The 25,805-nt window shown below is 74.0% G+C and carries 20 protein-coding genes; 6 read left to right on the top strand and 14 right to left on the bottom strand.

All coding sequences use genetic code 11. The features are described from left to right. Positions 1-41 precede the first annotated feature (41 nt). The 3 genes from LPA42_RS24870 to LPA42_RS24860 form a co-directional block, all read right to left on the bottom strand. Complete coding sequence (locus LPA42_RS24870; protein ID WP_077937392.1) at positions 42-737, bottom strand: FadR/GntR family transcriptional regulator; 696 nt, start codon at positions 735-737, stop codon at positions 42-44. Between the two features lie 233 nt (positions 738-970). Continuing rightward, positions 971-2,284, bottom strand: coding sequence for a PHB depolymerase family esterase (locus LPA42_RS24865; RefSeq protein WP_228986900.1), 1,314 nt, complete (start codon positions 2,282-2,284; stop codon positions 971-973). Between the two features lie 135 nt (positions 2,285-2,419). After that, positions 2,420-3,793, bottom strand: coding sequence for an endo-1,4-beta-xylanase (locus tag LPA42_RS24860; RefSeq protein ID WP_077937391.1), 1,374 nt, complete (start codon positions 3,791-3,793; stop codon positions 2,420-2,422). 389 nt (positions 3,794-4,182) lie between these two features. Between LPA42_RS24860 and LPA42_RS24855 the strand changes: the two genes are divergently transcribed. Further along, positions 4,183-5,043, top strand: coding sequence for an endonuclease/exonuclease/phosphatase family protein (locus LPA42_RS24855; RefSeq protein WP_198956527.1), 861 nt, complete (start codon positions 4,183-4,185; stop codon positions 5,041-5,043). Here LPA42_RS24855 and LPA42_RS24850 read toward each other — a convergent pair. Beyond that, positions 5,024-5,473, bottom strand: coding sequence for an iron chaperone (locus tag LPA42_RS24850; RefSeq protein WP_077937390.1), 450 nt, complete (start codon positions 5,471-5,473; stop codon positions 5,024-5,026). The two genes, LPA42_RS24855 and LPA42_RS24850, sit on opposite strands and share 20 nt — an antisense overlap. A gap of 153 nt (positions 5,474-5,626) precedes the next feature. After that, positions 5,627-6,595: a PaaX family transcriptional regulator C-terminal domain-containing protein gene (locus LPA42_RS24845; RefSeq protein ID WP_077937389.1), complete on the bottom strand. Its 969-nt coding sequence runs from the start codon at positions 6,593-6,595 to the stop codon at positions 5,627-5,629. Positions 6,596-6,933: 338 nt separating this feature from the next. Between LPA42_RS24845 and LPA42_RS24840 the strand changes: the two genes are divergently transcribed. Beyond that, positions 6,934-8,283 (top strand): PHB depolymerase family esterase, encoded by a 1,350-nt coding sequence (locus LPA42_RS24840; RefSeq protein ID WP_228986899.1) that lies wholly within the window; start codon positions 6,934-6,936, stop codon positions 8,281-8,283. Between the two features lie 322 nt (positions 8,284-8,605). Next, positions 8,606-10,693: a UvrD-helicase domain-containing protein gene (locus tag LPA42_RS24835; RefSeq protein WP_077937387.1), complete on the top strand. Its 2,088-nt coding sequence runs from the start codon at positions 8,606-8,608 to the stop codon at positions 10,691-10,693. Positions 10,694-10,710: 17 nt separating this feature from the next. On the opposite strand, the gene LPA42_RS24830 is transcribed toward LPA42_RS24835, so the two are convergent. The 9 genes from LPA42_RS24830 to LPA42_RS24790 all read right to left on the bottom strand — a co-directional run bounded on the left by LPA42_RS24830 (position 10,711) and on the right by LPA42_RS24790 (position 22,245). Continuing rightward, the gene (locus tag LPA42_RS24830; RefSeq protein WP_144082617.1) at positions 10,711-11,013 is read right to left on the bottom strand and encodes a YbaB/EbfC family nucleoid-associated protein; all 303 of its coding nucleotides are present in this window, start codon (positions 11,011-11,013) and stop codon (positions 10,711-10,713) included. Then, positions 11,003-12,391, bottom strand: a complete 1,389-nt coding sequence (gene eccB / locus LPA42_RS24825) for a type VII secretion protein EccB (protein WP_077937385.1) — start codon at positions 12,389-12,391, stop codon at positions 11,003-11,005. The genes LPA42_RS24830 and eccB overlap by 11 nt, the downstream gene beginning before the upstream one ends. Before the next feature lie 8 nt (positions 12,392-12,399). Next, the gene (gene eccD / locus LPA42_RS24820; protein WP_077937384.1) at positions 12,400-13,806 is read right to left on the bottom strand and encodes a type VII secretion integral membrane protein EccD; all 1,407 of its coding nucleotides are present in this window, start codon (positions 13,804-13,806) and stop codon (positions 12,400-12,402) included. Position 13,807: 1 nt separating this feature from the next. Further along, positions 13,808-17,776: a type VII secretion protein EccCa gene (gene eccCa, locus LPA42_RS24815; RefSeq protein WP_077937383.1), complete on the bottom strand. Its 3,969-nt coding sequence runs from the start codon at positions 17,774-17,776 to the stop codon at positions 13,808-13,810. Between the two features lie 25 nt (positions 17,777-17,801). Beyond that, positions 17,802-18,140, bottom strand: a complete 339-nt coding sequence (locus LPA42_RS24810) for a hypothetical protein (protein WP_077937382.1) — start codon at positions 18,138-18,140, stop codon at positions 17,802-17,804. Continuing rightward, complete coding sequence (locus LPA42_RS24805) at positions 18,133-20,667, bottom strand: hypothetical protein (protein ID WP_144082616.1); 2,535 nt, start codon at positions 20,665-20,667, stop codon at positions 18,133-18,135. The genes LPA42_RS24810 and LPA42_RS24805 overlap by 8 nt, the downstream gene beginning before the upstream one ends. Before the next feature lie 54 nt (positions 20,668-20,721). Further along, complete coding sequence (locus LPA42_RS24800; protein ID WP_077937379.1) at positions 20,722-21,510, bottom strand: hypothetical protein; 789 nt, start codon at positions 21,508-21,510, stop codon at positions 20,722-20,724. Positions 21,511-21,594: 84 nt separating this feature from the next. Continuing rightward, positions 21,595-21,897 carry a WXG100 family type VII secretion target gene (locus LPA42_RS24795; RefSeq protein WP_074478818.1) on the bottom strand — a complete coding sequence of 101 codons (303 nt, stop codon included), beginning with the start codon at positions 21,895-21,897 and terminating at the stop codon, positions 21,595-21,597. A 27-nt stretch (positions 21,898-21,924) separates the two neighbouring features. Continuing rightward, a complete protein-coding gene (locus LPA42_RS24790) occupies positions 21,925-22,245 on the bottom strand; it encodes a WXG100 family type VII secretion target (protein WP_074478817.1) in 321 nt (106 codons plus the stop codon). A 273-nt stretch (positions 22,246-22,518) separates the two neighbouring features. On the opposite strand from LPA42_RS24790, the gene LPA42_RS24785 reads away from it, so the two are divergent. From LPA42_RS24785 to LPA42_RS24775, 3 genes are read left to right on the top strand one after another with little or no spacing between them, the layout of a single operon-like run. Next, the gene (locus LPA42_RS24785) at positions 22,519-22,935 is read left to right on the top strand and encodes a YbaB/EbfC family nucleoid-associated protein (RefSeq protein ID WP_091281714.1); all 417 of its coding nucleotides are present in this window, start codon (positions 22,519-22,521) and stop codon (positions 22,933-22,935) included. After that, complete coding sequence (locus tag LPA42_RS24780; RefSeq protein ID WP_077937377.1) at positions 22,932-23,729, top strand: hypothetical protein; 798 nt, start codon at positions 22,932-22,934, stop codon at positions 23,727-23,729. The genes LPA42_RS24785 and LPA42_RS24780 overlap by 4 nt, the downstream gene beginning before the upstream one ends. Positions 23,730-23,735: 6 nt before the next feature. After that, entirely contained in the window at positions 23,736-25,748 is a 2,013-nt protein-coding gene (locus LPA42_RS24775; protein ID WP_228986898.1) for a WXG100 family type VII secretion target, read from the top strand. Positions 25,749-25,805: the final 57 nt, after the last annotated feature.

Genomic DNA, 25,805 nt, shown 5'->3' with positions numbered 1-25,805 from the left:
ACGTTATAGCTGTCGCGGCGGCGCGGGTCAACCCACCCCGGCTAGGCGTCCGCCGCCCCGACGGCGAGCACCCGGCGCAGCCACGCCTCGGAGGTGTTGACGTGCATCAGCGCGCTGGCCTGGGCGAGCAACTGGTCGCGCGCCCGCAGCGCGAGGTAGATCGCGTGATGCTCGTCGATCGTCTGGTGCGCCGAGTTGCCCTCGATCAACCCGCGCCACACCCGCGCCCGCACCGTACGGCTGGACAGCCCGTCCAGCAGCGAGGTGAGGGTCTCGTTGCCGGTCGCGGCGACGACGGTGTGGTGGAAGGCGGTGTCGAACCGGATCAGCTTCTCGGCGTCGTCGGCCGCCGCCCGCATCTCCTCCAGGATCCGGCTCAGCTCGTCGAGGTCCGCGTCGGTCATCCGCAGCGCCGCCAGGCCGGTCGCCACCGGCTCCAGCATCCGGCGCACCTCCATCACCTCCAGCAGGGTGTCGTCGCGGAGCAACTCCACCGCGACACCCAGGCCCTCCAGCAGCAGCCGGGGGGCGAGGCTGGTGACGTACGTCCCGTCGCCCCGCCGCACGTCGAGCACCCGGGCCGACTCGAGCACCTTCACCGCCTCCCGCACCCCGCTGCGCGACAGCCCCATCTGCGCGGCCAGCTGCGGCTCCGGTGGCAGCCGCGCGCCCGGCGGCAGCTCGCCGCTCTGGATCATGCTCCGGATCTTCGCGATCGCGTCGTCGGTCAGTGCCACCCCGGCCCCCTCAGCACCCGCCGCCATGCGCCGACGGCATGGGACCCGGCGCCCACGCCCAGTGGGTGCCGGCAGCACCCCACTATAGGAGACGTCACATGTTTGCCACCCGGCGCGAGCACGGCGGGCGACGCGCCACGCCGGTGCCGCGCCGGGAGCACGACGAGACCCCGGGGCGGCGGACCGTGCGTCCGCCGCCCCGGAGCCGGGGTACGCCTGCCGCCGTCCGGCGGTCAGCTGGCGGTGCAGGTGGGGGTCTGGGTGGGCGCGGTGCCGTTGCCCTGGAACCCGAACTCCGTCACCTGACCGGCGGCGAGCTGACCGTTGTAGTCGACGTTGGCGAACCGCACCGTCCCCGAACTACCACTGGCCGTCGCCGACCACGTACCCGTGACACTCGTGCCACCCGGCAACGTCACACTCACGTTCCAACCCCGGGTACCACCAGAACCCGCGGTCACCTTCACCGTCGCCACGAAACCACCCGTCCACGAATTCGCCGACACCGTCGCCGAACAACCCGCCCCACCCGGCGGCGGAGTCGTCGGGGGCGGGGTCGTCGGGGGCGGAGTGGTCGGCGGCGGCGTGGTCGGCGGCGGGGTCGTGGGGGGCGGCGTGGTGGGGCTGGCCGCGTCGAAGCCGAGGAAGCGGATGGCCTGCGCGGTGTCGAAGGGGATGGAGTGGCCGTACCCCTGGAAGCTGATCGCCTCGACCGGCGCCGTGCCGCCGGTGCCGCCGTAGCGGGTACGGGTGGCGCTGGTCTGCGGGTAGTCGGTGTAGGCCGGCGTCTGGGACACGCCGAGCACGTTGGTCCACTGCTTGATCTGCTCGCCGAAGTTGACGTAGCTCAGCGTGGTGTCCGTGGTGCCGTGCCAGATCTGCATGCGGGGGCGCTTGCCGGTGTAGCCGGGGTAGGCGTTGCGCACCAGGTCGCCCCACTGCTGCGGGGTCTTGACGATCCGCCCGCCGGAGCACTCGCTGTTCCACTCCGAGCCGTTCGTGGTGGCGAAACAGCCGAACGGCACGCCGGAGGAGCTCACCCCGGCGTGGAACACGTCCGGGTAGAGGCCGGCCATCACGTTGGTCATCATGGCGCCGGACGAGAACCCGATGACCCCGATGCGGCTCGCGTCGACCGAATAGCGGGCCCGGACGTAGTCGATCATGGACTTGAGGCCGACCGGGTCGCTGCCGCCGTCACGCCGCAGGGCCTGCGGGGAGGAGACGTCCCAGCACTTGCTGCTGCGGGTCACCGACGGGTAGATCACGATGTAGCCGTAGCGGTCGGCCATGGAGCTGAGCTGGTAGCCGGTGTGCAGCGCCGGGCCACTGCCGGTGCAGTAGTGCAGGGCCAGCAGCAGCGCGGGCCGGGCCGCCACCCGGTCCGGCACGTACAGGTGCATCTGGAGGTTGGTCGGGTTGGTGCCGAAGTTGGTGACCTGGGTGAGCGTCGCGGCCGACGCCGGGGTGGCGGCGGTGATCACGGCCGTCGTCGTCGCCAGGGCCGTCGCCAGCGCGGCCGCCAGCAGGGCGATCCTTCGTTTCATCGGCGGTTCCTTCGTGGTGGTGGGTGCGGCGGCAGGGCAGGGCCTGGCCTGGTCGGGCCGGGCACCGGTCTCCGGGCCGGCCCGACCAGGGGCGTCGGCCCGACCCGGAGCACCCCGGGTCGGGCCGACGGAGGATCAGCTGGCGGTGCAGGTGGGGGTCTGGGTGGGCGCGGTGCCGTTGCCCTGGAACCCGAACTCCGTCACCTGACCGGCGGCGAGCTGACCGTTGTAGTCGACGTTGGCGAACCGCACCGTCCCCGAACTACCACTGGCCGTCGCCGACCACGTACCCGTGACACTCGTGCCACCCGGCAACGTCACACTCACGTTCCAACCCCGGGTACCACCAGAACCCGCGGTCACCTTCACCGTCGCCACGAAACCACCCGTCCACGAATTCGCCGACACCGTCGCCGAACAACCCGCCCCACCCGGCGGCGGAGTCGTCGGGTTCGGCGGGGTGGTGGTGGGGTTCGGCGGGGTGGTCGTCGGGTTGGGGATGCCGGTGCCCGCGTTGAGGGCGTTGAGGACGGAGTCGTACGCCGGCTTCTTGTTGCCGTTGCAGTCGAACAGCAGGGCGTTGTCGGACCCGCGCCACGAGTCGCAGTCCCGCACGCCCCACACCGTGATGCCGGTGCAGCGCGACACGTTCATGCAGGCCCGGGTCACCGCGCCGAAGATGTTGGCCTGGTTGCCGCCGGTCATGACGTCCAGCTCGGTGATCTGCACGTCGACGCCGAGGTCGGCGAAGCGCTGGAGGTTGGCCTGGTAGTCGCTGGCCAGGGTGGTGCCCAGGTGGGACTGGAACCCGACGCAGTCGATCGGCACGCCCCGGGACTTGAAGTCGCGCACCATGTTGTAGATGCCGGTCGACTTCGCGTTGACACCGTCGGTGTTGTAGTCGTTGTAGCAGAGCTTCGCGCCGGGGTCGGCGGCCCGCGCGGCGCGGAACGCCGCCTCGATCCAGTCGTTGCCGGTGCGCTGCAGGTTGGAGTCACGCCGCCCGCCGCTGCCGCCGTCGGCGAACGCCTCGTTCACCACGTCCCAGGCGTAGATCTGCCCCTTGAAGTGGGTGGCGACCTGGGTGACGTGGTTGATCATCGCGCTGCGCAGGGCGCTGCCGGACATGTTCTGCGCCCAGCCCGGCTCCTGCTGGTGCCAGAGCAGGGCGTGGCCACGCACGCTCATTCCGTTGGCCCGGGCGTGGCTGACGAGGCGGTCGCCGCCGCTGTAGTTGAACACCCCCTGCTGCGGCTCGGTGGCGTCCCACTTCATCTCGTTCTCGGCCACGACGCTGTTGAACTCGCGGTTGAGAATCGTCGTGTACGTGCTGTTGGAGAGCTTGCCCGTGGCGACCGCGGCGCCGAAGTAGCGGCCCTTCTCGGCAGCGGCGGCCCGCAGGGTCGTGCCGGCGCTGGCGGCGGGGGCCATCGTCACCAGTACGCCGGCGGTGAGTGCGCCGGTGACCGCGAGGGTCACCGTCGTCAGGAGGACTCTCTTGCGTCTCATGTCGATTCCTTCTCCGGGTGGATTGCAGCGGTGGTGGTGCGCCCGGATGCGCTTCGCAGAGGAGATCCGGGCGGATGATCCTGGAGGGTCACTGTTGCCGCACGAGGCCCGTCCCGCCGTCGCCGGCGGCGCTGTGGGGGTGCTGACACGACGCCCGCATGCCCTGTCGGGAAGTCGCGATCCCGAGGTGCGACCAGCAGGCCCGCCCGGTGGGCCATCGACGCTGGCTATCCTCGGCATCGACTGTGAACGATAACAAGGTCGTTCGTCAAGTCCTGCCGAATCGCACCGGTTCGGGCCGCCACTCGGGGCAGCCGAACTGCCCGCGCCGGGTCGGGTCGCCGGTCGCCACGCCGACGCCGCCGGCCGCCGCGCAGTAGGATCCGGCCGTGGTCGGTCGTCGGCGCCGCGTCCTCCGCCGGGCCCTGGCGGCCGGGCTCCTGGTCGTCGCCGCCGCGCTACCCGCCGCGGCACCGGCGTCCCCCGTCACGTCCACGACGCTCACGGTGCTCCAGCTGAACCTCTGCAACAGCGGCCGGGCCGGCTGCTACACCGGCCGGGCGGTGCCCCGGGCCGCCGAGGTGATCCGCGCCGAGGCACCGCAGCTGGTGTCCCTGAACGAGATCTGCCAGGGCGACGTGCCCGAACTCGGGCGGATGTTCGCGCGGGTCCACCGCGGTGGCACGGTGGTGGCGGAGTTCAGGGCCGCCGGCGACCGCCCGAGCCGCGGCGTCACCCGGTGTCGCGACGGCCAGCCGTACGGCATCGGCCTGCTGGTCCGGCTGCCCGTGCCGCACCGGGGACACACGGTGCACAGCGGGATCTACCCGGTGCAGGACCTCGCGGACCCGGAGCTGCGGGCCTGGCTCTGCGTGCACGTCCCCGACGTCGTCAACGCCTGCACCACGCACCTGGCGGCGTTCAGCGCCAGCACGGCGCTCGCCCAGTGCCGCCACCTGTTCGACGCGGTCGTGCCGGCGGTCCTCGGCCGCGCCGGGCACGCGCCGACCGTCCTGGGCGGCGACCTGAACCTCCGCGCCGGCGGCTCACCCGACCTGCGGTCGTGCGTGCCGCCGGACCGTTCCCGGGTCGACGACGGCGCCGTGCAGCAGATCGTCGCCACGGCGGGCGTCACCGTCGGCGCCGGCCGGTCGGTGGACATGCGCGACGCCACCGACCACCCGGGACTGCTGGCCACGCTCACGATCGAGCACGGCCGGCCGCCCCCGCTCAGGAGACCGCGGCCCTGACCAGCTCGACGACCTTCCGCTCGACGGCGGGGCTCCACGCCCGCAGCGCGTACGCCACCGGCCACAGGTCCCCGTCGTCGAGGTTGGCCGCGTCCTGGAAGCCGAGGGTCGAGTAGCGGTAGTTGAACTTGCCCGAGTCCTGGAAGAAGACGACGATCTTGCCGTCCGCGTTGGCGTAGGCGGGCATCCCGTACCAGGTCTTGGGCGACAGCTGCGGGGCGGCGGCGGTCACCGCCACGTGCACGCGCTCGGCGAGCGCGCGGTCCTCCGGCGCCATCTGCGCGATCCGGTCGAGGACCGCCTGAATCCCGTCGGCCTTCTTGGCGCCCTTCCTGCCCTCGGCGCGCAGCTCGGCGGCGCGCTCCTTCATCGCGGCACGCTCCTCGGGGGTGAAGCCGTCGGACGCGGTCGTGGAATCCGTGGAGGACATGCGGGGGCTCCCTTGCGCCGTTGCGGGCCGGCGGAGTACCGGCTACCTGGCAAAAGGCTAGGCCGGACGGCGTGACCGTGCTTCTCGATTCCTGATCTCCTCCGCCTGGCGGGCGGGACGCCCCCGCCGCGCGTCCCCGCGACGGCGGTGAGGTCACGGCGCGGGCGGGGCGACGCATTCGCCGGCGAGGAGGTCGGCGGTGGTGTGGGCGGCGATGCCGGGCTGCGCGCCGTCGGCGAACCGCGCGACGACCGCCCGGACGTGCCGCTCGGCGGGTGCGGCGAGGCCGTCGTAGACCGCCGCGAACAACTCCCGGGCCCGCTGCCTGGGCCACCCCGTCGGCAGCAGTTCCAGGGGCAACTGCGGATCGAGGACGGGAAAGCGCCGGTAGGTGTCCATGACCTCGGTGCGCGCCCGCACCGCCGCCGCGCCGTCGATCCGTCCGGACCGCACCCGGGGCAGCAACGGGGTCCACCGCCGCAGGAACGCCTGGTAGTGCCGGCTGATCACGTCGATGTCCCAGGCGTCGACGGGAGCCCGGTGGCCGAGCGCGTCGAGCGCGGCCTGCCGACCACGGAACACCGTGACGGCGCCGGGGGTGAGCTCGGCGAGGTGCGCCCGCGCCTTCGGCGTCAGGTCGTGCGGCGAGATCCACAACCCGTCGTACAGCGGCGCGTAGCCGAGCCAGCGGAGCTGGCCGCGCAGGGCCCGCCGCTGCGCGCTGCGCTCCTGCGGCAGCGAGAAGGCCACGATCGTCCAGCGCCCGTCCCACGGCACCGCCGCGGCGGTGGAGGCCACGATCCAGTTCCCTCCGGCGGCCAGGTTCGCGGCGGCGAGAGGGCTCAGCCGGTAGGCGCTGCGCCGGCCCTGGCGACTGCCCTCCAACACGCCCCGGCGGGCCAGCCGGCTGATCGCGGTCCGCGCGCCGGCCGTGGACACCCCGGCCTCGGCGAGCAGCGCGACGATCGCGGCGGACGGGAGCGCGGCCCGGGCCCGCAGGGTGTAGTCCGCCAGCAGGGTCACCGCGACCCCCTGGGGCGAGTTGCCGGCCTGCCTCCGGGGCAGCCGCAGCGGGCGCCCGTCGTCCGGATAGATCTCCTCGATGCTGAACGGGCTTGCCACAGGCGCTCCGGGCTCGAAGTCTCGGGGACAACCCACGACTGTAGACGGATCTCCCGACGGGCCGGCTCGCCGTGCCGGGCGCCGTCGGTGCGGCAGAGCGACCCGGCGGGCCCGCCGCGGCCGGGTCGACGACCCACGATGATCGAGCCATCTCGATTGACACTTGTGTGCCCCGGGGGAACACTAACTGCTACGCGATGCCCTACGGAGCCGGGCGGGCGAGCACACGCAGTGGGCGACACGCATCCCACGGGGCCGGGCGACCCCGACCGGGAGGCGTGGCCCGACCCAGCCCGCACACCCGCACACCCGCACAGGTGACCGAAGGAGTCGTCCCCGTGAGAATCAGAAGGAAACTGCTGCTCGGCCTGGCCACGACCCTGGTGGCGGCCGGCCTGGTGGCGCCGACATTCCAGCCCGCGTACGCGGCGTCGCTGGTCGAGGTGACCAGCTTCGGCAACAACCCGGGCCGGATGCGCATGCACGTCTACGTGCCGGACAACCGCCCGGCCCACCCGGCGACGGTGATCGCCATGCACGGCTGCGGCGGCTCGGGCCCCGCCTTCTATTCCGGCAGCGAGTTCGCTTCCCTCGCCGACCGGTACGGGTTCATCGTGATCTACCCGACCGCGACCCAGCAGGCCGGCTTCGGCAACTGCTTCGACACCTGGTCGGACGCCGCCAAGCGCCACGACGGCGGCAGCGACCCGGTGTCGCTCGTGTCGATGGTCCGCTACGCGCAGCAGCAGTACGGCGCCGACCCCGAGCGGGTCTACGCCACCGGCAGCTCGTCCGGCGGCATGATGACCAACCACATGCTGGCCGTCTACCCCGAGGTGTTCAAGGCCGGCGCCGCGTTCATGGGAGTGCCCTACAACTGCTTCGCCGGCGCGGCGGACTACCCGCCCGGCAGCAGCCAGTGCACCGGCGGCAGCATGAACCGGACCCCGCAGCAGTGGGGCGACGCGGTCCGCCAGCAGGCGTACCCCGGCTACTCCGGCCCGCGCCCGCGGGTGCAGGTGTGGCACGGCACCGCCGACACGCTCGTGCCGTACAGCCTGCTCCAGGAGTCGATCGAGCAGTGGACGAACGTGTTCGGCCTCAGCCAGACCCCCACGTCCAGCGACACCCCGCAGGCCGGCTGGAACCGCCGCCGCTACGCCGACGGCAGCGGCACCGTCCAGGTCGAGGCGTACAGCATCCAGGGCGCCGGGCACAGCCTTCCCGCCGGCGGCATGGCCGCGGCCGCCATCGCGTTCTTCGGCCTGACCAGCACGCCGAGCCCGACCACCACGCCCAGCCCCACCGTGACGCCCACCCCCACCACGACCCCCAGCCCGACCCCGCCCCCCACCACGCCACCGGCTTCCGGCGCCTGTCGCGTGACCGTCGCCGTCAACGCCTGGAACACCGGGCTGACCGCGAACCTCACCATCACCAACACCGGCGCCAGTGCCGTCAACGGCTGGTCCCTGGTGTTCGGTCTGCCCGCCGGGCAGACCATCACCTCCGGCTGGAACGCCACCTACTCCCCCACCTCCGGGCAGGTGACGGCCAGGAACCTCGCCTACAACGCGGCCATCCCCGCCAACGGATCGATCGACATCGGCTTCCAGGTCACCCACGGCGGCAACGCCGCCAAGCCGACCTCGTTCGCCCTCAACGGCGCGTCCTGCACGGTCGCCTGACAAGGCCGCGCTCCGGGGAGGCGTGCCCCGGCATGTCTCCCCGGAGCACCGGCGGGTGTCACCACCGCCCAGGCGAACGAACCGGCGGGCCGCGCCCGCCCCCTGTGCCATCTCCATCATATGGGCCGGTCAAGCCGCCCGAATCGTCCGGGATGCCGATCTTCTGTCCCCGGCCGACGCATAGTGTCGACCCGTCCGCGCCGGCCGCGCGCGCCGTGAGGCGCGGGCCGCAGCCGCCGCGCGCCTGTCGACCCGACACGCGCACGCCGAGGCGCCCGGCCAGGGCCGCGCGGGGCGACGCACGCAGGAATCGGGGGGCACCGTGTCGGAAGCAGCACACCAGATCGCCGTCGAGCAGCAGGTGGTCGACCGGGTGTACGCGCGCCTGGAGGTCATGCGCGAGCAGACGAGGCAGTTGAGCGCGGAGGGACACCGCCGCGCCGGCTCCGGGCCGGTCACCGGCCTGGTCGAGCGGGACGCCATGGTCCTGGGCGCCGCCGCCAGGCTCGCAGAGCTCGACGGCCAGGAGGAGGGCATCGTCTTCGGCCGGCTGGACTTCGACGACGGTTACACCTACCGCATCGGCCGGCTCGGCGTCCGCGACGAGGACCGGGAGCCGCTCGTCGTGGACTGGCGCGCGCCCGCCGCCGCGCCGTTCTACCGCGCCACCCCGGGCGAGCCGCTCGGGGTGGCACGACGCCGCGTCATCACCTGCGCGGGTGACCGGGTCGTCGGCCTCGACGACGAGGTCCTCACCACGCGGGACGTCGACGGCGTGGTCGGCGAAGGAGCCCTGCTCACGTCGCTGACCCGGGCGCGCGGCGAACACATGCGCGACATCGTCGCGACGATCCAACGCGAGCAGGACGAGGCGATCCGCGCCCCCGCACACGGCGTCACGCTGATCACCGGCGGGCCGGGCACCGGCAAGACGCAGGTGGCCCTGCACCGCGCGGCCTACCTGCTCTACACCGACCGGGGCAGGTTCACCGACGGGCGGGTGCTGGTGGTCGGACCGTCGACGGTGTTCACGGAGTACATCGGCAAGGTGCTGCCCGGGCTCGGCGAGGACAGCGTCCACCTGCGCGCGATCGGTGAGCTGTTCGACGGCGTCGTCGCCACCCGGCGGGATCCCGCCGCCGTGGCCCGGTCCAAGGGCGACCTGAAGATGGTGCGGGTGCTGGCCGACCTGGCCTGGGACACCCCGCCCCACGCGCCGGAGCACCTGCGCGGCCTCACCGCCGACGACCTGGCGAAGGCCCGCGTCGAGATCCGGCGCAGGTGCGAGGCCAGGGGCGTCACCGTCAACGGTGCGCGGGCCGAGGCCGCGCGGGTGCTCGCCGAACTGCTGGACGGCGGGGAAGCGCCGGAGGCCTTCCTGAACGCGTGGTGGCCGCCGCTGACCCCGCAGGACGTCCTGCCCGCGCAGGACGGGCAGTGGTCGGTCGACGACGTCCCGCTGCTCGACGAGCTGGCCGAGATCCTGGGCAGGCTGCCGGAGCCGACCCGGGCCAAGCCGGAGTGGCAGCTCCGTGAGCTGCGCAGCGGCGCCCGCCTCGCGGAGACCTTCGTGCTGAGCTGGAGCCTCAACGACGGCTGGCAGCTCTTCGCGCCCGGCCTGGCCACGCCGATGGCGTCGTCCGGCCAGTCCATCGACCACAACGGCTACTGGTCGGCGCAGCGGTGGGCCGCCGCCATCATCCTGCGCGAGGGCCACCAGGTGGTGAGCTGGGTCGACGGCTTCGACCCGTACGGCGAGGAGGGCTACGTGCCGGTGCTGGCCGAGCCGTTGCCGGTGGCCGAGACCGAGGAACCCGTCGCCGACGCCTACCTGCACGTCATCCTCGACGAGGCGCAGGACCTGTCGCCGATGGAGTGCCGGATGATCGCCCGCCGCGCCGCGCACGCCTCGATGACCATCGTGGGCGACCTCGGCCAGGCCACCCACCCGCTGGCCGCCGACTCCTGGCCGGAGCTGGTGCGGCGGCTGGGCAAGCGCGAGGCCAGGACCCTCGACCTGCCCACCGGCTACCGGGTGCCGCAGGTCATCGCCGACTTCGCCGCCCGCGCCCTCGCGCCGGGGATCCCGCCCACCCGGTCCTTCCGGCCCGGCGGCAGCCTGGAGATCCGACAGGTCGACGACCTGGCCGAGGCCGTCGCCCGCGAGACGGGCACCGTCATCGCCCCCGACCACCTGGCCGCCGCCCTGGGCGCCGTGCCGGTCAGCCAGGTCAAGGGCCTCGAGTACGACCGCGTGGTGCTGGTGGAGCCGGCCGACATCGTCGCCGCCGAGCCCCGCGGGATGAACCGCCTCTACGTCGCCCTCACCCGGGCCGTCGCGGAGCTGGTCGTCCTGCACACCAGGCCGCTGCCGGAGAACCTCACCGTCGGCGGGCCGCAGGCTGGCTGACCCGACCCGCCCGGCGCTCAGAAGACGGACATGAACTCGATCGGCCCCATCCTGGCCGACGCGAGGCGGCGGACCGACTCCGCCCCGTCCCGCACGGCCGCCACGAACAGCTCCTCCAACCGCCCGGCGTCGCCCTCGGCGAACACCGCCGGGTCGACGTGCACCTGCCGCAGCTCGCCCAGCCCGGACAGGGTCACCGTCACCAGTCCCCCGCCGGCCCGGCCCGTCACCGACGTGCGGCCCAGCTCCTCCTGGGCGCTGGCCATCCGCTGCCGCAGCCGCTCGGCGCGGTCCAGCACGGCCCTGACCTCAGCTTGCACGCTCGCCTCCTGCGGGTTGCCGGGTGATCTGTTCCGCCGCCGCGGCCCGGCTCAGCCGGGGGCCCTGCGGCAGCACCGCCAGCAGCTGGCGGGGAAAGGGGACGGGCGGTCGCCCGCCGAGTTGGAGCGCCGCCACCGCCTGCGCGTCGGCGAGCGGGAACGCGACGCCGCCGTCGGAGATCAGCGACATCCCGGGCGCGGGGCCCGTCCCGTCGCCCGGGACGGCGACGACGAGCATGCCGGAGGCGGGTCCCGCGTGCACGAAGCCCCGCCCCCGGGCGTCGACCGCGGCCTGCTCGCGCGGGGCCAGGACGACCGTGCTGGCGTACGTGCTGGCCGAGGTGGGCTGCTGCCGCAGGCACAGCACCCGGCCGCCCGGGTCCTGCCACCCGGCCGCCGACAGGTCGGGCAGCCGGGACAGCAGCGAGCGGTCCGCCGACCTGGGCGCCTCGGCCAGCGCGGCGGTGTCCAGCTCGATCGCGGCCCCGGCCGGCCCTGCCTCCAGGAACAGGGCCTCGGTGCGGTTCACCGGGGCGAGGCCGTCGCCGCGCAGCACGAAGTAGCGCCGCTCGCCGGAGGCCAGCTCCTGCCGGTACAGGGTGCCGATCGGGCGGCTGCGCCCGCCGACCTGCGGGCCCGCCGCGCCGGCCCCCGCGATGGTGGCCGCCCGCAGCGCCGGGCCGTCCGGGAGCCAGTCGAGCCACCGCTGCGGCGCCCGGACCGGGCGGGCGTCGAGGGCGCCGAGCGCGACCGGGACCGCGTCGTCGAGCACCCGGTGCTTCGCGCCGGCGTGGATCAGGAACCGCGCCCCGTCCGGCCCCCGCACCAGCAGGAACCGCCCGGCGGGCAGCGGCTCGGCGACGGCGCGCGGGTCGAGGTTGACGCCGAGGGACTCGCCGGGGGCGTCGACGACCGAGCCGGGCAGGCAGGCCAGCCACGGACCGGTGGTCAGCTCGGCCGGCGACGGCACGAGCTGCGGGGCGTCCGCGATCCCCAGGGCCGGGCCGCGCGGGACGTCCCGCAGCGAGTTGCGGGAGATCAGCTTGACCTTCGCCTGGCCGCCCTGCAGCAGCATCGCCGACGCCAGGTTCGGGGTGGGGTGCAGCACCCCGTCGAGATAGACGTACCGCGTGCCGGACTCCTTCTCGACGAGGATCGCGCCCTTCTCCCGGAAGGCCGCGCTGCCGCCCGGGACGATCCAGCCGTAGACGCCGAACCCGGCCGCGACGAGCACCGCGACCAGGATGCCGAAGCCGAGACCGGTCAGGGCCCGCCGGGCCGGGAAGACCGCCGTGCCGGGGTCGCCGAGCACGAGGGCGCAGCTGAGCCGGTCCATCATGAACTGGTACGCGTGGACGTGGTCCCGCTGGGTCTGCATCCCCGCCCCTAACCGAACAGGCCCCGGGCCCAGGCGTAGACGCCCAGGACGTGCGCCAGCAACGGAAGCACCGCCAGCCCGGTCGTGACGTCGAAGAACGTCGCCAGGTACTCCCAGATCGGCAGCATCCGGCGCGGCCACGGCCGGATCGCCGCGAGCACCAGCGCCACGACGAGGCAGGCCAGGGCGACGAGCAGGCCCAGCCGTGCCCCCGGCGTCGCCCGCGCGGCGAACGTCGTGACCACCAGCAGGAATCCGGATCCTCCGGCGGCCACCAGAGCCACCCGCTGCCACAGGCCCGTGAACGTGCGGGCCCGCAGCAGGACCGCGCTGGCCAGGACCGTCACGAGGGTCCAGCCGACCCAGCCCGGCGTCGCCATGACGAACAGGAAGAGCACCGGCAGCAGCAGCGCCGCGACCACCATCGTCACGGTCAGGTAGGTGTCGGCCAGGTAGGTGCGGTCCCGGACCTCGTCCGACGGCGCGGGCTCGATGTCGACGGTCATGTCGGCACCCGTCTTGGGCAGCTGCGGCCCCCGCAGCCCGGACATCCGGATCGCCGCCCTGGGTGCCAGCACCACGGCGACGACCACCGCCGTGGCCGCCACCGCCGCGGCCCGCTCGGCGCTCATGCCCATCGTGGCGTGCAGCGAGATCACGCAGACCACGACCAGCGCGGCGACGATCACCACGAGGAACGGCGCGAGCGGCAGCGCCGGGGCGACCGTACGCTGGGCGACGATCAACAGCACGGCCACGGCGGTGGCGGCCACCGCGGCGGCGCTGCCGGCCTCCGCCGTGACCGCGATCCGCTCCGGCGCGCCGTCGACGGCCGCGGCGGCGGCCAGGGCCGCGAAGGCCGCGGACGCCACGGCGAACACCAGCGACAGCGCCGGGTCGGCCAGCCGTCGGGCGATCCGCAACGCGGCGGCGCCGCAGGCGACGGCCAGCACGGCGGTGCCGGCCACCTGGGCCGGCAGCGGCCCGCGCGCCGCCGACGCGTACCCGAGCAGGCCGAGCGCCACGGCGGCGAGCGCGAGGAAGAGCCGGCGGCGGTGGTGCGGCTGCCAGCGGTCCGCGCGGCGGTTGACGCTGGTGGCGATGCCGTCGGCCAGGTCGTCGAAGTCCAGCTCCGGCAGCGGGTCCTCGGCCGGGCGCAGCACGAGTTCCTCGCCCTCCAGCCAGTCGAGGCTCTCCGGCGTGCCGGCCAGGTCGAACGGGGCCTCGCCGACCCGCTGCAACACCCACCCGGCCGCGCCGTCCGCGTCGGTGGCTGGGCCCGCCGTCGCCGTGTGTCGCAGCAGGATCGGCAGCAGCGTCGCGACCGGGGTGCCCGACGGCACGGCCAGGTCCACCTTCCGCCGCGGGCCGGTCACGCTGATCCGGCAGAGGTCGTTGTCCAGTGTGGTGTTCACGTCATCTCCCGGTGGTCACGAAGCCGGTCTGGACCAGGCGTACGCCGCGCCGGGTCACCAGTTGGGCGCGGCCGGCCGGCAACTGTCGCGGCGTGGCCTCGCCGAGGAACCTGCCCTCCTCCTTGGGGTAGGAGAACAGCAGGGCGGGGCTGCCGAGCTCCCACAGCCGGCGGATGACCGGGTCCATCATCGCCCGCATCGCCCCGGACGTGCTCCGGGCGACGATCAGGTGCAGGCCGATGTAGGCGCCCTGGGCCAGCAGCGGCAGCAGCGGGTCGAGGGTCGAGCCGGCGCCGACGCCCCTGGTCATCAGGTCGTAGTCGTCGACGACGACGAACAGCTCCGGGCCCTGCCACCAGTCCCGGCGGCGCATCCGCTCCGACGAGACGTCCGGGCCGGGGATACGGCGGCTCATCGACACCGCCGCCTGGCCCGCCAGCTCGAACAGCCTGTCGCCGGTGAGGCCGGTGCCGACCTGGTAGTCGGCCGGCAGGGCGGTGTCCAGGTCCCGCCGGGTGTCGCCCAGCACGACCTTCGCCTCGTCCGGGCCGTAGCGGCGGCGGACCGCGTCCAGCACCAGGCGCAGCGCGTTGGACTTCCCGGTCTCGGCGTCGCCGAACACCAGCAGGTGCGGGGTGGTCAGGAAGTCGTGCCACACCGGGGCGAGGCGCTGTTCGTCGCGGCCCACGCACACCCTGAACTCGGGCTCCGGCGGCGGCAGCTGGGCGACGGGCAGCCGGGTGGGCAGCAGCCGCACCTCGGGGGCGAGGCGACCCGGCCAGAACACCCGGATCTCCTCGGTCACCGCCTTGGTGGCCTCCGCCAGGTCGTCGACCGCCGAGCTGCCGTCCATCCGGGGCAGTGCGGTCAGGAAGTGCAGGCCGTCCGCGGTGATGCCGCGCCCCGGCTGGTTCGGCACGGTGGCCGCCTTGCGCGAGCCCACCTCCGACTCCATCGAGTCGCCGAGACGCAGCTCGACCTTCGTGCCCAGCAGGTCCCGCAGCCAGGTCCGCAGCTCCGACCAGCGGGTCGCGGTGACGACGAGGTGGATGCCGAACGACAGGCCACGGGAGGCCAGCTCGCCGATCCGCTGCTCCAGGTCGGGGTAGTCCTGCTTCACCGTGTACCAGCCGTCGACGACGAGGAACACGTGCCCGAACGGGTCGTCGATCGCGCCCGCCGCCCGCTGCGCCAGGTAGGTGGCGACCGAGTCGATTCCCCGCTCGACGAACTCGGCCTCCCGCCGCTCCAGGACCTGCCGGACCTCCTCGACGGTGCGGACCACCCGGTCGCGTTCCAGCCGGGTCGCGACGGAGCCGACGTGCGGCAGCCCGGCCACCGCCGCCAGGCCGCCGCCGCTGAAGTCGAGGCCGTAGACCTGCACCTCCTCGGGGGTGTGGGTCACCGCCAGCGACAGGATCAGGGTGCGCAGCAGGGTCGACTTGCCGCTCTGCGGCGCACCGGCGACGCCGACGTGCCCGTCGGCCCCGGACAGGTCCGCGACGAACAGCTCGCGGAGCTGGTCCTGCGGCCGGTCGACGATCCCGACCGGCACCCGCAGGCGTCCGCGCAGCGCCGGGTCCCCGACGGTCGCGCCCCGCGCCGGGTCCGGGACGACGCTGGGCAGCAGCGTGTCCAGGCTGGGCGGGTCGGACAGCGGCGGCAGCCACACCTGGCGGGCCGGCGGGCCCGACCCCGCCAGCCGGCCGACGAGGACGTCGACGAGGCTGGGGCCGGTGGCCTCCTCGTCGGCTCCCGCCCCGTCCGCCGGGTCGGCCGACGGGGCGTCCGCCCGCGCCGGGTCGTGCCGGACGCGGGCCTGCCGGGTGCCGAACAGGACCACGTCGGCGGGCTCCCGGGCCTGCCGGCCGGGCTCGTCCACGACCGGGCGCCCGCCGGTGTACGGGCCGGACACGTACGCCGACTTGAACCGGACCAGGTTGCTGGTGTCGACCTTCAGGTAGCCGTTGCCCGGCTCGGACGGCAGCTCGTAGGCGGAGCCGACGCCGATGACGGCGCGGGACTCCATGGTGGAGAACGTCCGCAGGGCCAGCCGGTAGGACAGGTGCCCCTCGACCCGGTTGATCCGGCCCTCGTCGAGCCGCTGCGAGGCGAGCAGCAGGTGGACGCCGAGACTGCGGCCCAACCGGCCGATGGAGACGAAGAGGTCCATGAACTCGCTCTTGCTGGACAGCAGCTCGCTGAACTCGTCGACGACGACCAGCAGCACCGGGAACGGCACGAGCGGGGCGCCGGCCGCGCGGGCCTTCTCGTAGTCGAACAGCGACGCGTGGCCGCTGGCCCGCAGCACCTCCTGCCGCCGCGTCAGCTCACCGTTGAGCGCGTCCTGCATCCGGTCGACCAGGGGCAGCTCGTCGGCCAGGTTGGTGATGACGGCCGAGGTGTGCGGCAGCCGCTCCATGCCGAGGAACGTCGCCCCGCCCTTGAAGTCCACCAGGACGAGGTTGAGGATCTCGGAGGAGTGGGTGGCGGCGAGCGCGCAGACCAGGGTACGCAGCAGCTCGCTCTTGCCCGAGCCGGTGGCGCCGATGAGGAGCCCGTGCGGGCCCATCCCGCCCTGGGCGGACTCCTTCAGGTCGAGCTCGATGACCTCGCCGTCGGCGGTGACCCCGATCGGCACGGTGAGCCGGGAGCGTTGCGGCTGCCGGCCGCGCCACGACGCCTGCACGTCGAAGGTGTGCGCGTCGCGGATGCCGAGCAGGGTGGTCAGGTCGAAGCTCGACTCCAGGGGCTTCTCGACCGCTTCGAGGGTGCCGCTGGTCCGCTTCGGCGCGATGACGCGGGCCAGCGCCTCGGCCGGCACCACGCCGAGACCGTCGCGCTCGGCCGACCGCGTCTCGTCACCGGCGGGGAAGGCGACCTCGGTGTCCCGCACGTCGAGCCGCAACACCCTCGGCCCGCCGGGCAGGGCCCCGGTCAGGTCGAGCAGCACGACGTTGCGCAGCCCCGCGCCGTACAGGCGGGAGCTGTCCGGAAGCCGCGCCAGGTACGCCAGGATGACGACGAACGGCTCCGCCGAGCTGGGCCGGGCCGACTGGTCGTGGTCGCCGCGGTCGACCACCTCCTGCCCGAGCAGGTCCATCAGCTCGTCGTGGCCGGCGGCGAAGAGCCGCGCCGGGCCGGCGGCGTCGTGGGCGGTGGGGTGCGCGTTGTGCGGCAGCCACTTGATCCAGTCCCATTCGGCGCGGTGCTCCTCGGCGGCCAGCACCGCGATCCGCAGCTCGTCGGGGGCGTGGAACGTGGCCAGCTGGGCGAGCATCGCCCGCGCCAGTTCGGCCGCCGGGCCGCCCTCGCCCTCGAACTCGATGCTGGTGAAGCTGCGCAGACCGACGGCGATCGGCACGCCCGACACCGTGCGGTACGCCTCGGAGAAGCGGCGCAGGGAGATCGACGAGAGGGGTTCGAGATCCTCGATCGGCTTGGTGGTCGGGGGCAGGAACCGCATCATCGCGTTCTGCCGGCCCAGGCCGATCCGCACCCTGCCGAAGTCGTCGTGGCTCGGCCGGCGTTCCCAGAGGCGGCTGCTCATCGCCACCGACCAGAGCGTGTCCGGCTGGGGGTTGTCCCACAGCACGGCCTGCCGGTGCTGGTTGGCGGCCTTGCGGGCCTGCCGGCGGAGCTGGGTGACGTAGCGCAGGAAGTCCCGCCGTTCACCGCGCATCTTGCGCTTGCGGTCGGCGGCGGCCCGGCCGATCTGGACCAGCCCCATGAACAGCATCCCGGCGGCCATCGCGCCGCCCATGACGTACAGGATGGGGGTGCGGTTGAACAGGCCGAACATCATCATCATGCCGCCCATGCCCAGGCCCATCGGGACCATCATGGCGAACGACCGGAAGTCCAGCGGGGCCTCCTCGGCCATCAGCGGGGGCTCCTGGAGCTCGACCTCCCCGTCCGGGGCCTCCGGTCCGGCGGCACGCGGCGGCCGCTTGACGGTGATCGTGTTCACGTGCACCCTCCTCGGGTCCGGCTGCTCATCCGCCGCCCCAGGCGTCGTCCTCCCGCAGCAGCGTGACCGCGTACCGCGTGTCCTTCCCGGCGTCGTTCGCCGGCTCCTCGCCCATGGGGTCGTCGGCGACGTCGGCCGGGCCGGCGGCGGGCCGGCGTCCGGCGCGGGCGCGCCCGGCCGCTCTGCGCTCCTCCGCCTCCGCCTCGGCCCGGGCCCGCCGCTCCGCCTCGGCCCGGGCGCGCAGCTCGGCCCGTTCCGCCGCGGTGTAGTCCGGCCCGCCGCAGCGGGGCGGCTGTTCCTCGGCGAGGGGCGTGCCCCGCCGGTCCCACCGCCAGGTGCGGACCGGTTCCGGCCGGCTACGCATCCGTCCCCCGGTCCGCCCGGTCCGGGTCGGCGGCCGGCAGGTCCGCGCCGGCCAGCCACCACCGTTCGCCCGGCGCGTCCCAGGCGCTGGTGTCCTCGGGCTCGCCGGTCGGGCGTACCACCGGCACCCGGTCCGGAGCCGGCGCGTCGTCGGCGGCCCAGCTCGTCGGGGCCTCGATCAGCAGCTCGGCGGCCTCGGGCCGCTCGGCCTTCTCGCGTTCTCCGGGCCCGGGCACCGAACCGACCGGTGCGGCCGCCCACCCCGGCCGCACCGGCGCGGCGGGGCCGCCCGGTGGGTCGACGCCGCGCTCCGGGCCGGGCACACGTTCCGGGCCGGGCACACGCTGCGGCTCGGGGTCACCCTGCGGGCCGGCGGCACGCTTCGCGCCGGGCGTGCCCTGCGGCTCGGGGGCACGCTGCGGGCCGGCGGCCCGCGACGGCACGGGCAGCGGCAGCGGCACCGGCAGGTCCTGGTGCCAGCCCGGTTCGGGGTCGAGCAGTTCGGCGGCGTCCGGCCGCTCCGATGCGGCACGCCCGTCGGGATCGGCCGGTGCGGCCGGCGGCGCCACCACCGGCGGCAGGCCGGATCCACCGGGCGGCGCGCCCTGCGGGGCGTCCGGCGCGTCGACGCCGTCCGGCACCGGAGGCTGCCACGTCTGCGGCTCGCCCTCGACCAGTCCGGAGGCGTCCGGACGGTCGGGCGCGCCGCCCCCCGCGCCACCGGGCGCACCCGACGGCGGCGGCAGGAACGGGGGCACGCCGCCGGTCCCCGCCGGGGCGGGCGGCAGCGGGGACGCGCCGAGCCCGCTGCCCCCGGCCTCCGTGCCGCCCGGCGAGTGCGGCACGTCGACGCCGCCCGAGAGCGGCGGGTCCCAGGTCTGCCGCTCCCCCTCGACCAGACCGGACGCGTCCGGACGGTCGGGCGCACCGCCCCCCGCGCCACCGGGCGCACCCGACGGCGGCGGCAGGAACGGGGGTGCCCCGGAGGTGCCGTCCGGCCTGCCGCCACCGGTCGCGTCGGGCGGATCCACGCCGCCGAGCACCGGCGGGGCGAGCCCACCGGGCCCGTCCACGCCGGGCGGGTCGACCGTCGGCGGAGCGTCGACGCCCGGTGCCTCGAACCCCGGGAGCCCGCCGCCGTTCTGGCCGTCCGGCACCCCGCCGCTGCGGGGCGGTGGCGTGCCGGTCGGTGCCGACGGCGTACCGCCGGGCCGGTCCACGCGCGGCGGGGGCGTGGTCACCGGCGGCGTGCCGCCGGGCGGTCGCGGGGAGCCGACCGGCAGGGGCGTCGGCGGCCTCGTCACCACCGGAGGGGACGTCACCACCGGAGGGGACGTCACCGGCGGCCGCGTCGTCACCGGGGGCGTCACGACCGGGGCCGTCACCGTCGGCTTCGGCGGCGGCGTCACCACCGGGGACCTCGACGGCGGCCTCGTCACCGGCGGCGTCACCACGGGCGCGGAGGTCGACAACGGCGGCCTCGTCACCGGCGGCGTCGCCACCGGGGGGACCGTCGCCGAGGGTCGCGGCGTCACCGGCGGAGTCACCACCGGGGCCGTCAACGACGGCTTCGGCGGCGGCGGCGTGACCGTCGGCGGCTTGGCGGTGGTCGTCGGCGGCTTGGTCGAGGTGGGAGGCGGCGTGCCGGTCGGCGGCTTCGTGGGCGAGGGTTTCGGGGGCGGCGGCTTCGTGGTCGTCGTCGGCGGCGGCTTCGTCGTGGTGGTGGGCGGTGGCTTCGTGGTCGTCGTCGGCGGCTTGGTGGTGGTGGCCGGCGGCGTCGTCGTGGGCCTGGTCGTGGTCGTCGGCGGTGTCGTCTGGAAGTTCTGGCTCGGGGTCGGTGGGACCACCCGGCCGTACGTGAGCTGGTACTGACCGGCGAGCGTGTCCACCACCTCGAACATCTGGGCGGTCATCGGCTTGACGTACTCGGTCGAGCTGATCGCGACGAGCCCGGTGTCGGTTACCCCCGCGCCGTTCGCCTTGGCGATCTCCGCCCAGCCGACGTCGATCGTCTCCATGGCGTTCTGCGCCCAGGCGAGGTAGTTGGCGCTGTTCCAGAGCTGGTCGGGAACCGATCCGGTGCCCCCGCTGCCGCCCCCGCCGGCGATCCGTTCGGCGTTGGCCCCGAGGTAGTCGGCGAACAACTGCATCTTGGCGAGGAACGCCTCGGCGGCCACTCCCGCCCACGCCCGGTCCTCGCCCGCGATCGCGTGCGCCTGGTCGTAGATGAACGACTCCAGCCAGGACAGCAGCTCGTACGCGTACTGGAAGGCGCCGTAGGCGTCGGCGAGGGACTGCGCGTCGACGATGCCGCTGGCGATCGCCGTCTTCTCCGCCCCGGAGATGGCGGTGGCCGACACCCCGACGACCGATGCCTTCAGCTTCTTCCACTGCGGCGGGTCGCTGTTGGCCCAGTCGACGTAGTCGTTGAGATCCTTGGCGGTGGCCGCCGTGCTGCCGAAGACGGCGTCCGGATCGATGTTCGGCCGCTTCCAGTCGGCATCGGGGTCGGAGTTGTTGTCCGCCACGGTTCATCCTCGATCCATCTGAAGTACGACCGGCTGGCTACGGCCGGCTCTTCCCTACGGCTGGTCGGTGGTGCCCTCGTCGTCGCCGTCGCCACCGGTCGAGCCGCCCGGCACGCCCGAACTGTTGTTGCCGTAGTCCTTGAACATGCCGATCTTGGACCAGGTGTCCCGCATGGCGTTGTCGAACCTGGCGGCGGTCAGCTTGTTGAGGTCCTCGGCGCTCTCGTATTCCCGCAGCATGGCGCGCAGGTTCCTGGCGAGGCCGACGAGTGCCTGGTCGACCGCGTTGAGGAAGCCGATGGTGTCGCCCTTGAGGCCGTAGTTGGTGGTGGAGCCGCTGGGTCCGGTGATCACCTCCCGCAGGGCGACGGCGTGCCCGAAGGTGCCCGGTTTGATGTCCAGCACCGACAGTTTCCGCACCGCCTGGGTGAGTGACCCGTCCTCGGTGATGCTCTCGATCTGTCGGCAGAAGTATTCGATGGCCGCCGAACTGATGACGACCTCGCCCCGGTCGCCCGACCTTCCGTACACGCCCGTCGGCGGCTCGAAGTCGATGGGCGGCTTGTCCGTGTAGTGGCGCTCCGGGTCGTAGTCGCCGGGGTCGGGGGCCGGATTCTCGACGAGCTTCTCCCACTTGTCCTGCGGGAGGATGTGGTCCCGGTAGTAGATCCAGATGTTGGTCTCGTACTGGGTGTACTCGTTGTCCATGAAGTTGTCTGCGGCGTCCTCCCGCATACGCACCACGGTGTCGAACGCCCAGCCAGGATAGTGATCGCCGTCGAATCGGTCGAGCAGCCTCAGGCTCTTGATGGCTTCGTCGTTCGGCGTGCTGTAGTCGACCATCTGACCTCCAGAACACGATGACCAGGAATGGTGCCGATCGGGTGGGCGTCGAGGCCGCCGTCACGCGGCAGCCCCGACGCGCGGTCACCCGCCCCGGACGTCGTTCCAGATCTTCGCCGCGTTCTGTTCGGTGGTGCCGTAGTTGTCCGCGATGCTGAGCAGCGTCTGCCGCGCCGAATCCAGCGCGACCGTCATCTGGGCGGCCGCCGCGTTCCAGGCCGCCTTCGACACCTGGTACTGCTCCTGCGCCGCGCCGGTCCATTCGGCGAGCGTCCGCTCGACGCTGCCCTCCATCTCGGCCAGCGCGGAGGTGATACGCCCGTTGATCCCGTTCATGTCGGTCAGCGTGGCGTCGGCCTGGGTGAAACTGAAACGGTAGTTCGACATCGGTCAGATCCTTTCTCGACGGTTCGGTCAGAAGCCCGGCAGCGCCTGTGCGAAGGACGCCGCCGTGGAGGACGCCTCGTCCTCGGCGGCCGAGTAGGACCGGGTGTTGACACCCATGGTCTCCATGATGGTCAGCAGCTCGTTGATCACCTTCTGGAACGCGTTCTCCCAGGCGTCCATGGCCGCGTTGAACTGAGCCGACGCCTCACCGGTCCAGGACGCCTGCAGCATTCCCATCTGGTCGTTGACGTTGCGCAGGTGAGTGGTGAACTCCTCTGCCCGGCTGGCGAACTCCTGGGCCGCCTGCTGCATGCCCGGTTCGTTGGTCTGCACCACTGGCATCGTCACAGCGAATCTCCTCCGAACGGTCGTTCCGCGATGACGCCGCGCGGTCCGCGATCCGGTTCCGCCGGCGTCGGCGACAGTTTTGCCAATCGACCCGCCCGTCGGGAGGCTTCCGCCGACGGGACTGCCCGTTCGACGCCCCGGATTGCCTCCCGGTGCCTTGTCGGCACACTCGGGAAGATCCGCTGCCTGTTCCGCCCTGATCGGTCGTCGGCGCCTTGGCCACGGCCGCCGCCGGTCCTGTACTGGGGGCCGCGTCCGGCGAAGGAGGAGCGCGTGGAGTTCAGCGAGCGCATCGAAAGCCTGTTCCAGCGGTACCAGCAGCAACGCGACGGCCTCGGCGCCCTGCGGCGGCGGATGCGGTCGATCGCCGTCACCCGCACGTCGCCGCGGCGCGAGGTGTCCGTGACCGTGGGGCACAACGGCGTCGTCTCGGACATCTCCTTCCCCACCAACGCCTACCGCCGGCTCGCGCCGGCCGAGCTGCGCACCCTGCTCATGCAGACCATCGGGGAGGCGAGGGAGGAGGCCCAGTCGCAGGCCGCGGCGGTCATCGCGCCCCTGCTGCCGGACGGGCTGAACGCCCGGGACCTGATCAGCGGCGACGTGGACACCGACACGCTGCTGCCGCCGCAGCCACGAATGGTCAACAGCGTCCGGCAGCAGCTGGGGCTGGGGCGGGTGTCGGGATGAGCGGCGACCTCTTCGTCGACCCGGAGGGCCTGGGCCGCCTCGGGGACCAGTACCGCGGCCGGGCGGACGCGTTCCGCCAGCTCCAGGCGTACATCGAGGCCCTGCGCCACACGTACGGGACCAGTTGGGGCACCGACGACCTGGGCCAGCAGTTCGCCGAGAAGTTCGTCGCCGGGCTGCTCGCGCTGGAGAACATCGTCGGCGCGGCGGCCGACACGCTCGACTACACGGCCGACGGCCTGACCGTCTCCGGCACGACCTTCCGGGGCGCCGACGACGATGCGTACGGCGCCGGCCGCAAACTCGGGACCGTCCTCGGGAACCTCCGCCCGAACTCCGGCACCAACCCCGCCACGGACAACCGCCGCTACGAGAAGCTACGGCCGGCGCTGCTGCGTACCGTGCCGGACCGACTGGAGCCGGAACGGCTGAGGCCAGGGCTGGTCCTCACCGTGCCGGCGGGCACGCTCAGCTCCTCGGTCCTCGCCCCGGCCCTGCCGCCGGACGCCGAGGTCATGGTCGGCGGCGTGCCGGTGGGCGACCACCAGCAGGTGGTGTACTTCCGGGAGGTCGCGCCGGGCACCGTGCGGGTGGACACCAACCACTACCGCGCGATCACCCCCCTGCCGCCCGGGACGGACGTGCGGCTGGGCGGCACACCGTTCGAAGTGAAGGACGGCTACCAGCTGTTTCTGGTGGAACGCGCGCCGGCCGACGATCCGCCCGCCGGGCCCACGTACGTCGACTACCACCCCGACGGCACGTCCGAGCCGTACGGCACGGCTCAGGGATAGCGCCCGATGCCCGACCTGCACATCTCGACCGACCCGGAATGGCAGTGGGTCTACGACGCCATCCTCTACGGCGTCGGCGAGGAATACCCGGAGGCGGACCCGACCGCCCTGCGCCAGATGGGTGACGAGCTGCTCGCCTTCACCAACACCCTCAACGAGGAGGTGGCCGGGACCGCCGGCCTCGCGGGCAACATGCCCGCGCTCCTGAGCGGCGACGCGGCGCAGGCGTTCGAGCACTTCGCGCAGAGCCTCACCACGAACGTGCCGGTCGCCGGCGACATCTCCACCGCCCTCGGGCAGAGCGCCTACGACTTCGCCCTCGACGCGGAGCAGACGCAGTACAACATCGCCATCGCGATGTTCACCACGCTGTGGGACGTCTTCCTGGCCCTGTCCGGCGGAGCGAGCGCCTTCATGGTGCCGGCCCTGATCCGGACCGGCAGCGAGATCGTCAGCACCCTGATCGCGCAGTTGCGCAGCCGCATCCTGCAACGCATCGCCAACCTGACGTTCGACGCCATCGGCGAGGGTTTCGAGGAGCTGTGGCAGGGCCTGGCCGCCCAGGGCCTGCAGATGGCCGAGGGCAACCGGGACAAGATCGACGGCAACGACGTGCTGCTGGACTTCCTCGCCGGCATGCTGATCGGGGCGACGGCGAGCGGCGTGATGCAGGCCGGCGCCAAGTGGTTCCCCAAGGTCGGCACCCACCGGTACGGCCAGGAGATCTTCGCCGCAGCCGGCGAGCTCCTCGGCGAGACCTTCCTCTGGGGGATCCTCGGCGGCGACTTCAACCCGGGTGCCACGGTGACCTCGTCCGTCATCACCGGCTTCACCCAGCAGTGGGCCGAGGACCTCGGCCAGCACGTCCGCCCCGGGCCGCAGTCCGGGCCCGGCGGCCACGGCCAGGGCGGAGACGGCATCGGGGACCCGGCCGGCCTGGACGGCCCGAAGACCGACCGGTCCGGCCCCGGGCAGGACCCGTGGCGGCCGGGCGACGACTCCCCGGCAGGGCAGTCCGGCGCGGACGGGCCGGGCGGCGACCCGCCCCCGTACGAGCAGCCGCTCCCGTACGACGACGTGACCGGGGGCCCGCTGCCGGTGACGGACGGTGGGCTGCCCGGGGGACAGGGGCGCGAGCCCGGCGCGCAGCGCCCCGGCCCGCCGACGAACATCGACGACGAGCCGGAGCCGCGCTCGACCACGGGCGGCTCGACGGACCCCACCGGCCGGCGCGAACCCCCGCCCGTGACCCGGGACCCCGTCGCCGAGGCCGGGCCCCGGACCCGCGACGAGACGCCGCCGACCCGCGACGGCGCGCCTGGCGACCCCGCGCCCTTGGACCCCGCGCCTGTCACCGGCCCGCCCGCCACCCACGAGTCCGTCACCCGCCCGCCCACCGGCCCGGGCGACCTGCCCGCCGGCGGGGACGCGCCGCCGCTGGACCCGCCCACCGACGGGGACACGCCGCCCGTCGACCCGCCCACCGACGGGGAGACGCCGCCCGTCGACCGGGACGGCCCCTCCCGCGGTCCCGAGCACGCGCCGCAGCAGCCCGGTGAGCAGCCGTCCACCCTCGACCCCGGGCGCGCCGACCCTGGCGAGACGCCGTCCCCGTTGGGCGACACACCCGGTCCGGCCGACCCGGAACACCGTGTCGGCGACCCGGAGCACCGCCCTGCCGGCCCCGAGAACCGTCTCGACGGCCCGGAGCACCGCTCCCCGGGCCCGGAGAGCCACTTCGGCGACCCGGAGAGCCGACCCGGCGACCCGGAGGCGCGCCCGCACGGCCCCGGCGGCCACCTGCCCCCGCCCGTGGACACCGGTCTGCGGGGCGGCCCGCTCCCCCAGGACGCCGAGGGCGTCACCGCCGGGCCCACCGGCACCCCGCGCGGTCTCGACGGCCCGGCTCCCCTCGGCGGCCCGCCCGTGCCGACGGGCCCGGCCGACGAACGGCCCGACCAGCGCCGGGCAGGTGGGGGACCAGCTCAGCGCCGCGCAGGTCGACGAGCTGCTGGATGACGGCCACCTGCGCGAGCTGATGACGGCCTTCTACAACGCCGCCTACGTCCACCACGC

It is taken from the genome of Micromonospora sp. DH13 (assembly GCF_020873825.1).
Classification (GTDB): domain Bacteria; phylum Actinomycetota; class Actinomycetes; order Mycobacteriales; family Micromonosporaceae; genus Micromonospora; species Micromonospora haikouensis.
The sequence above is the reverse complement of the archived record's forward strand: the minus strand, read 5'-3'. Positions and strand labels throughout refer to the sequence as shown.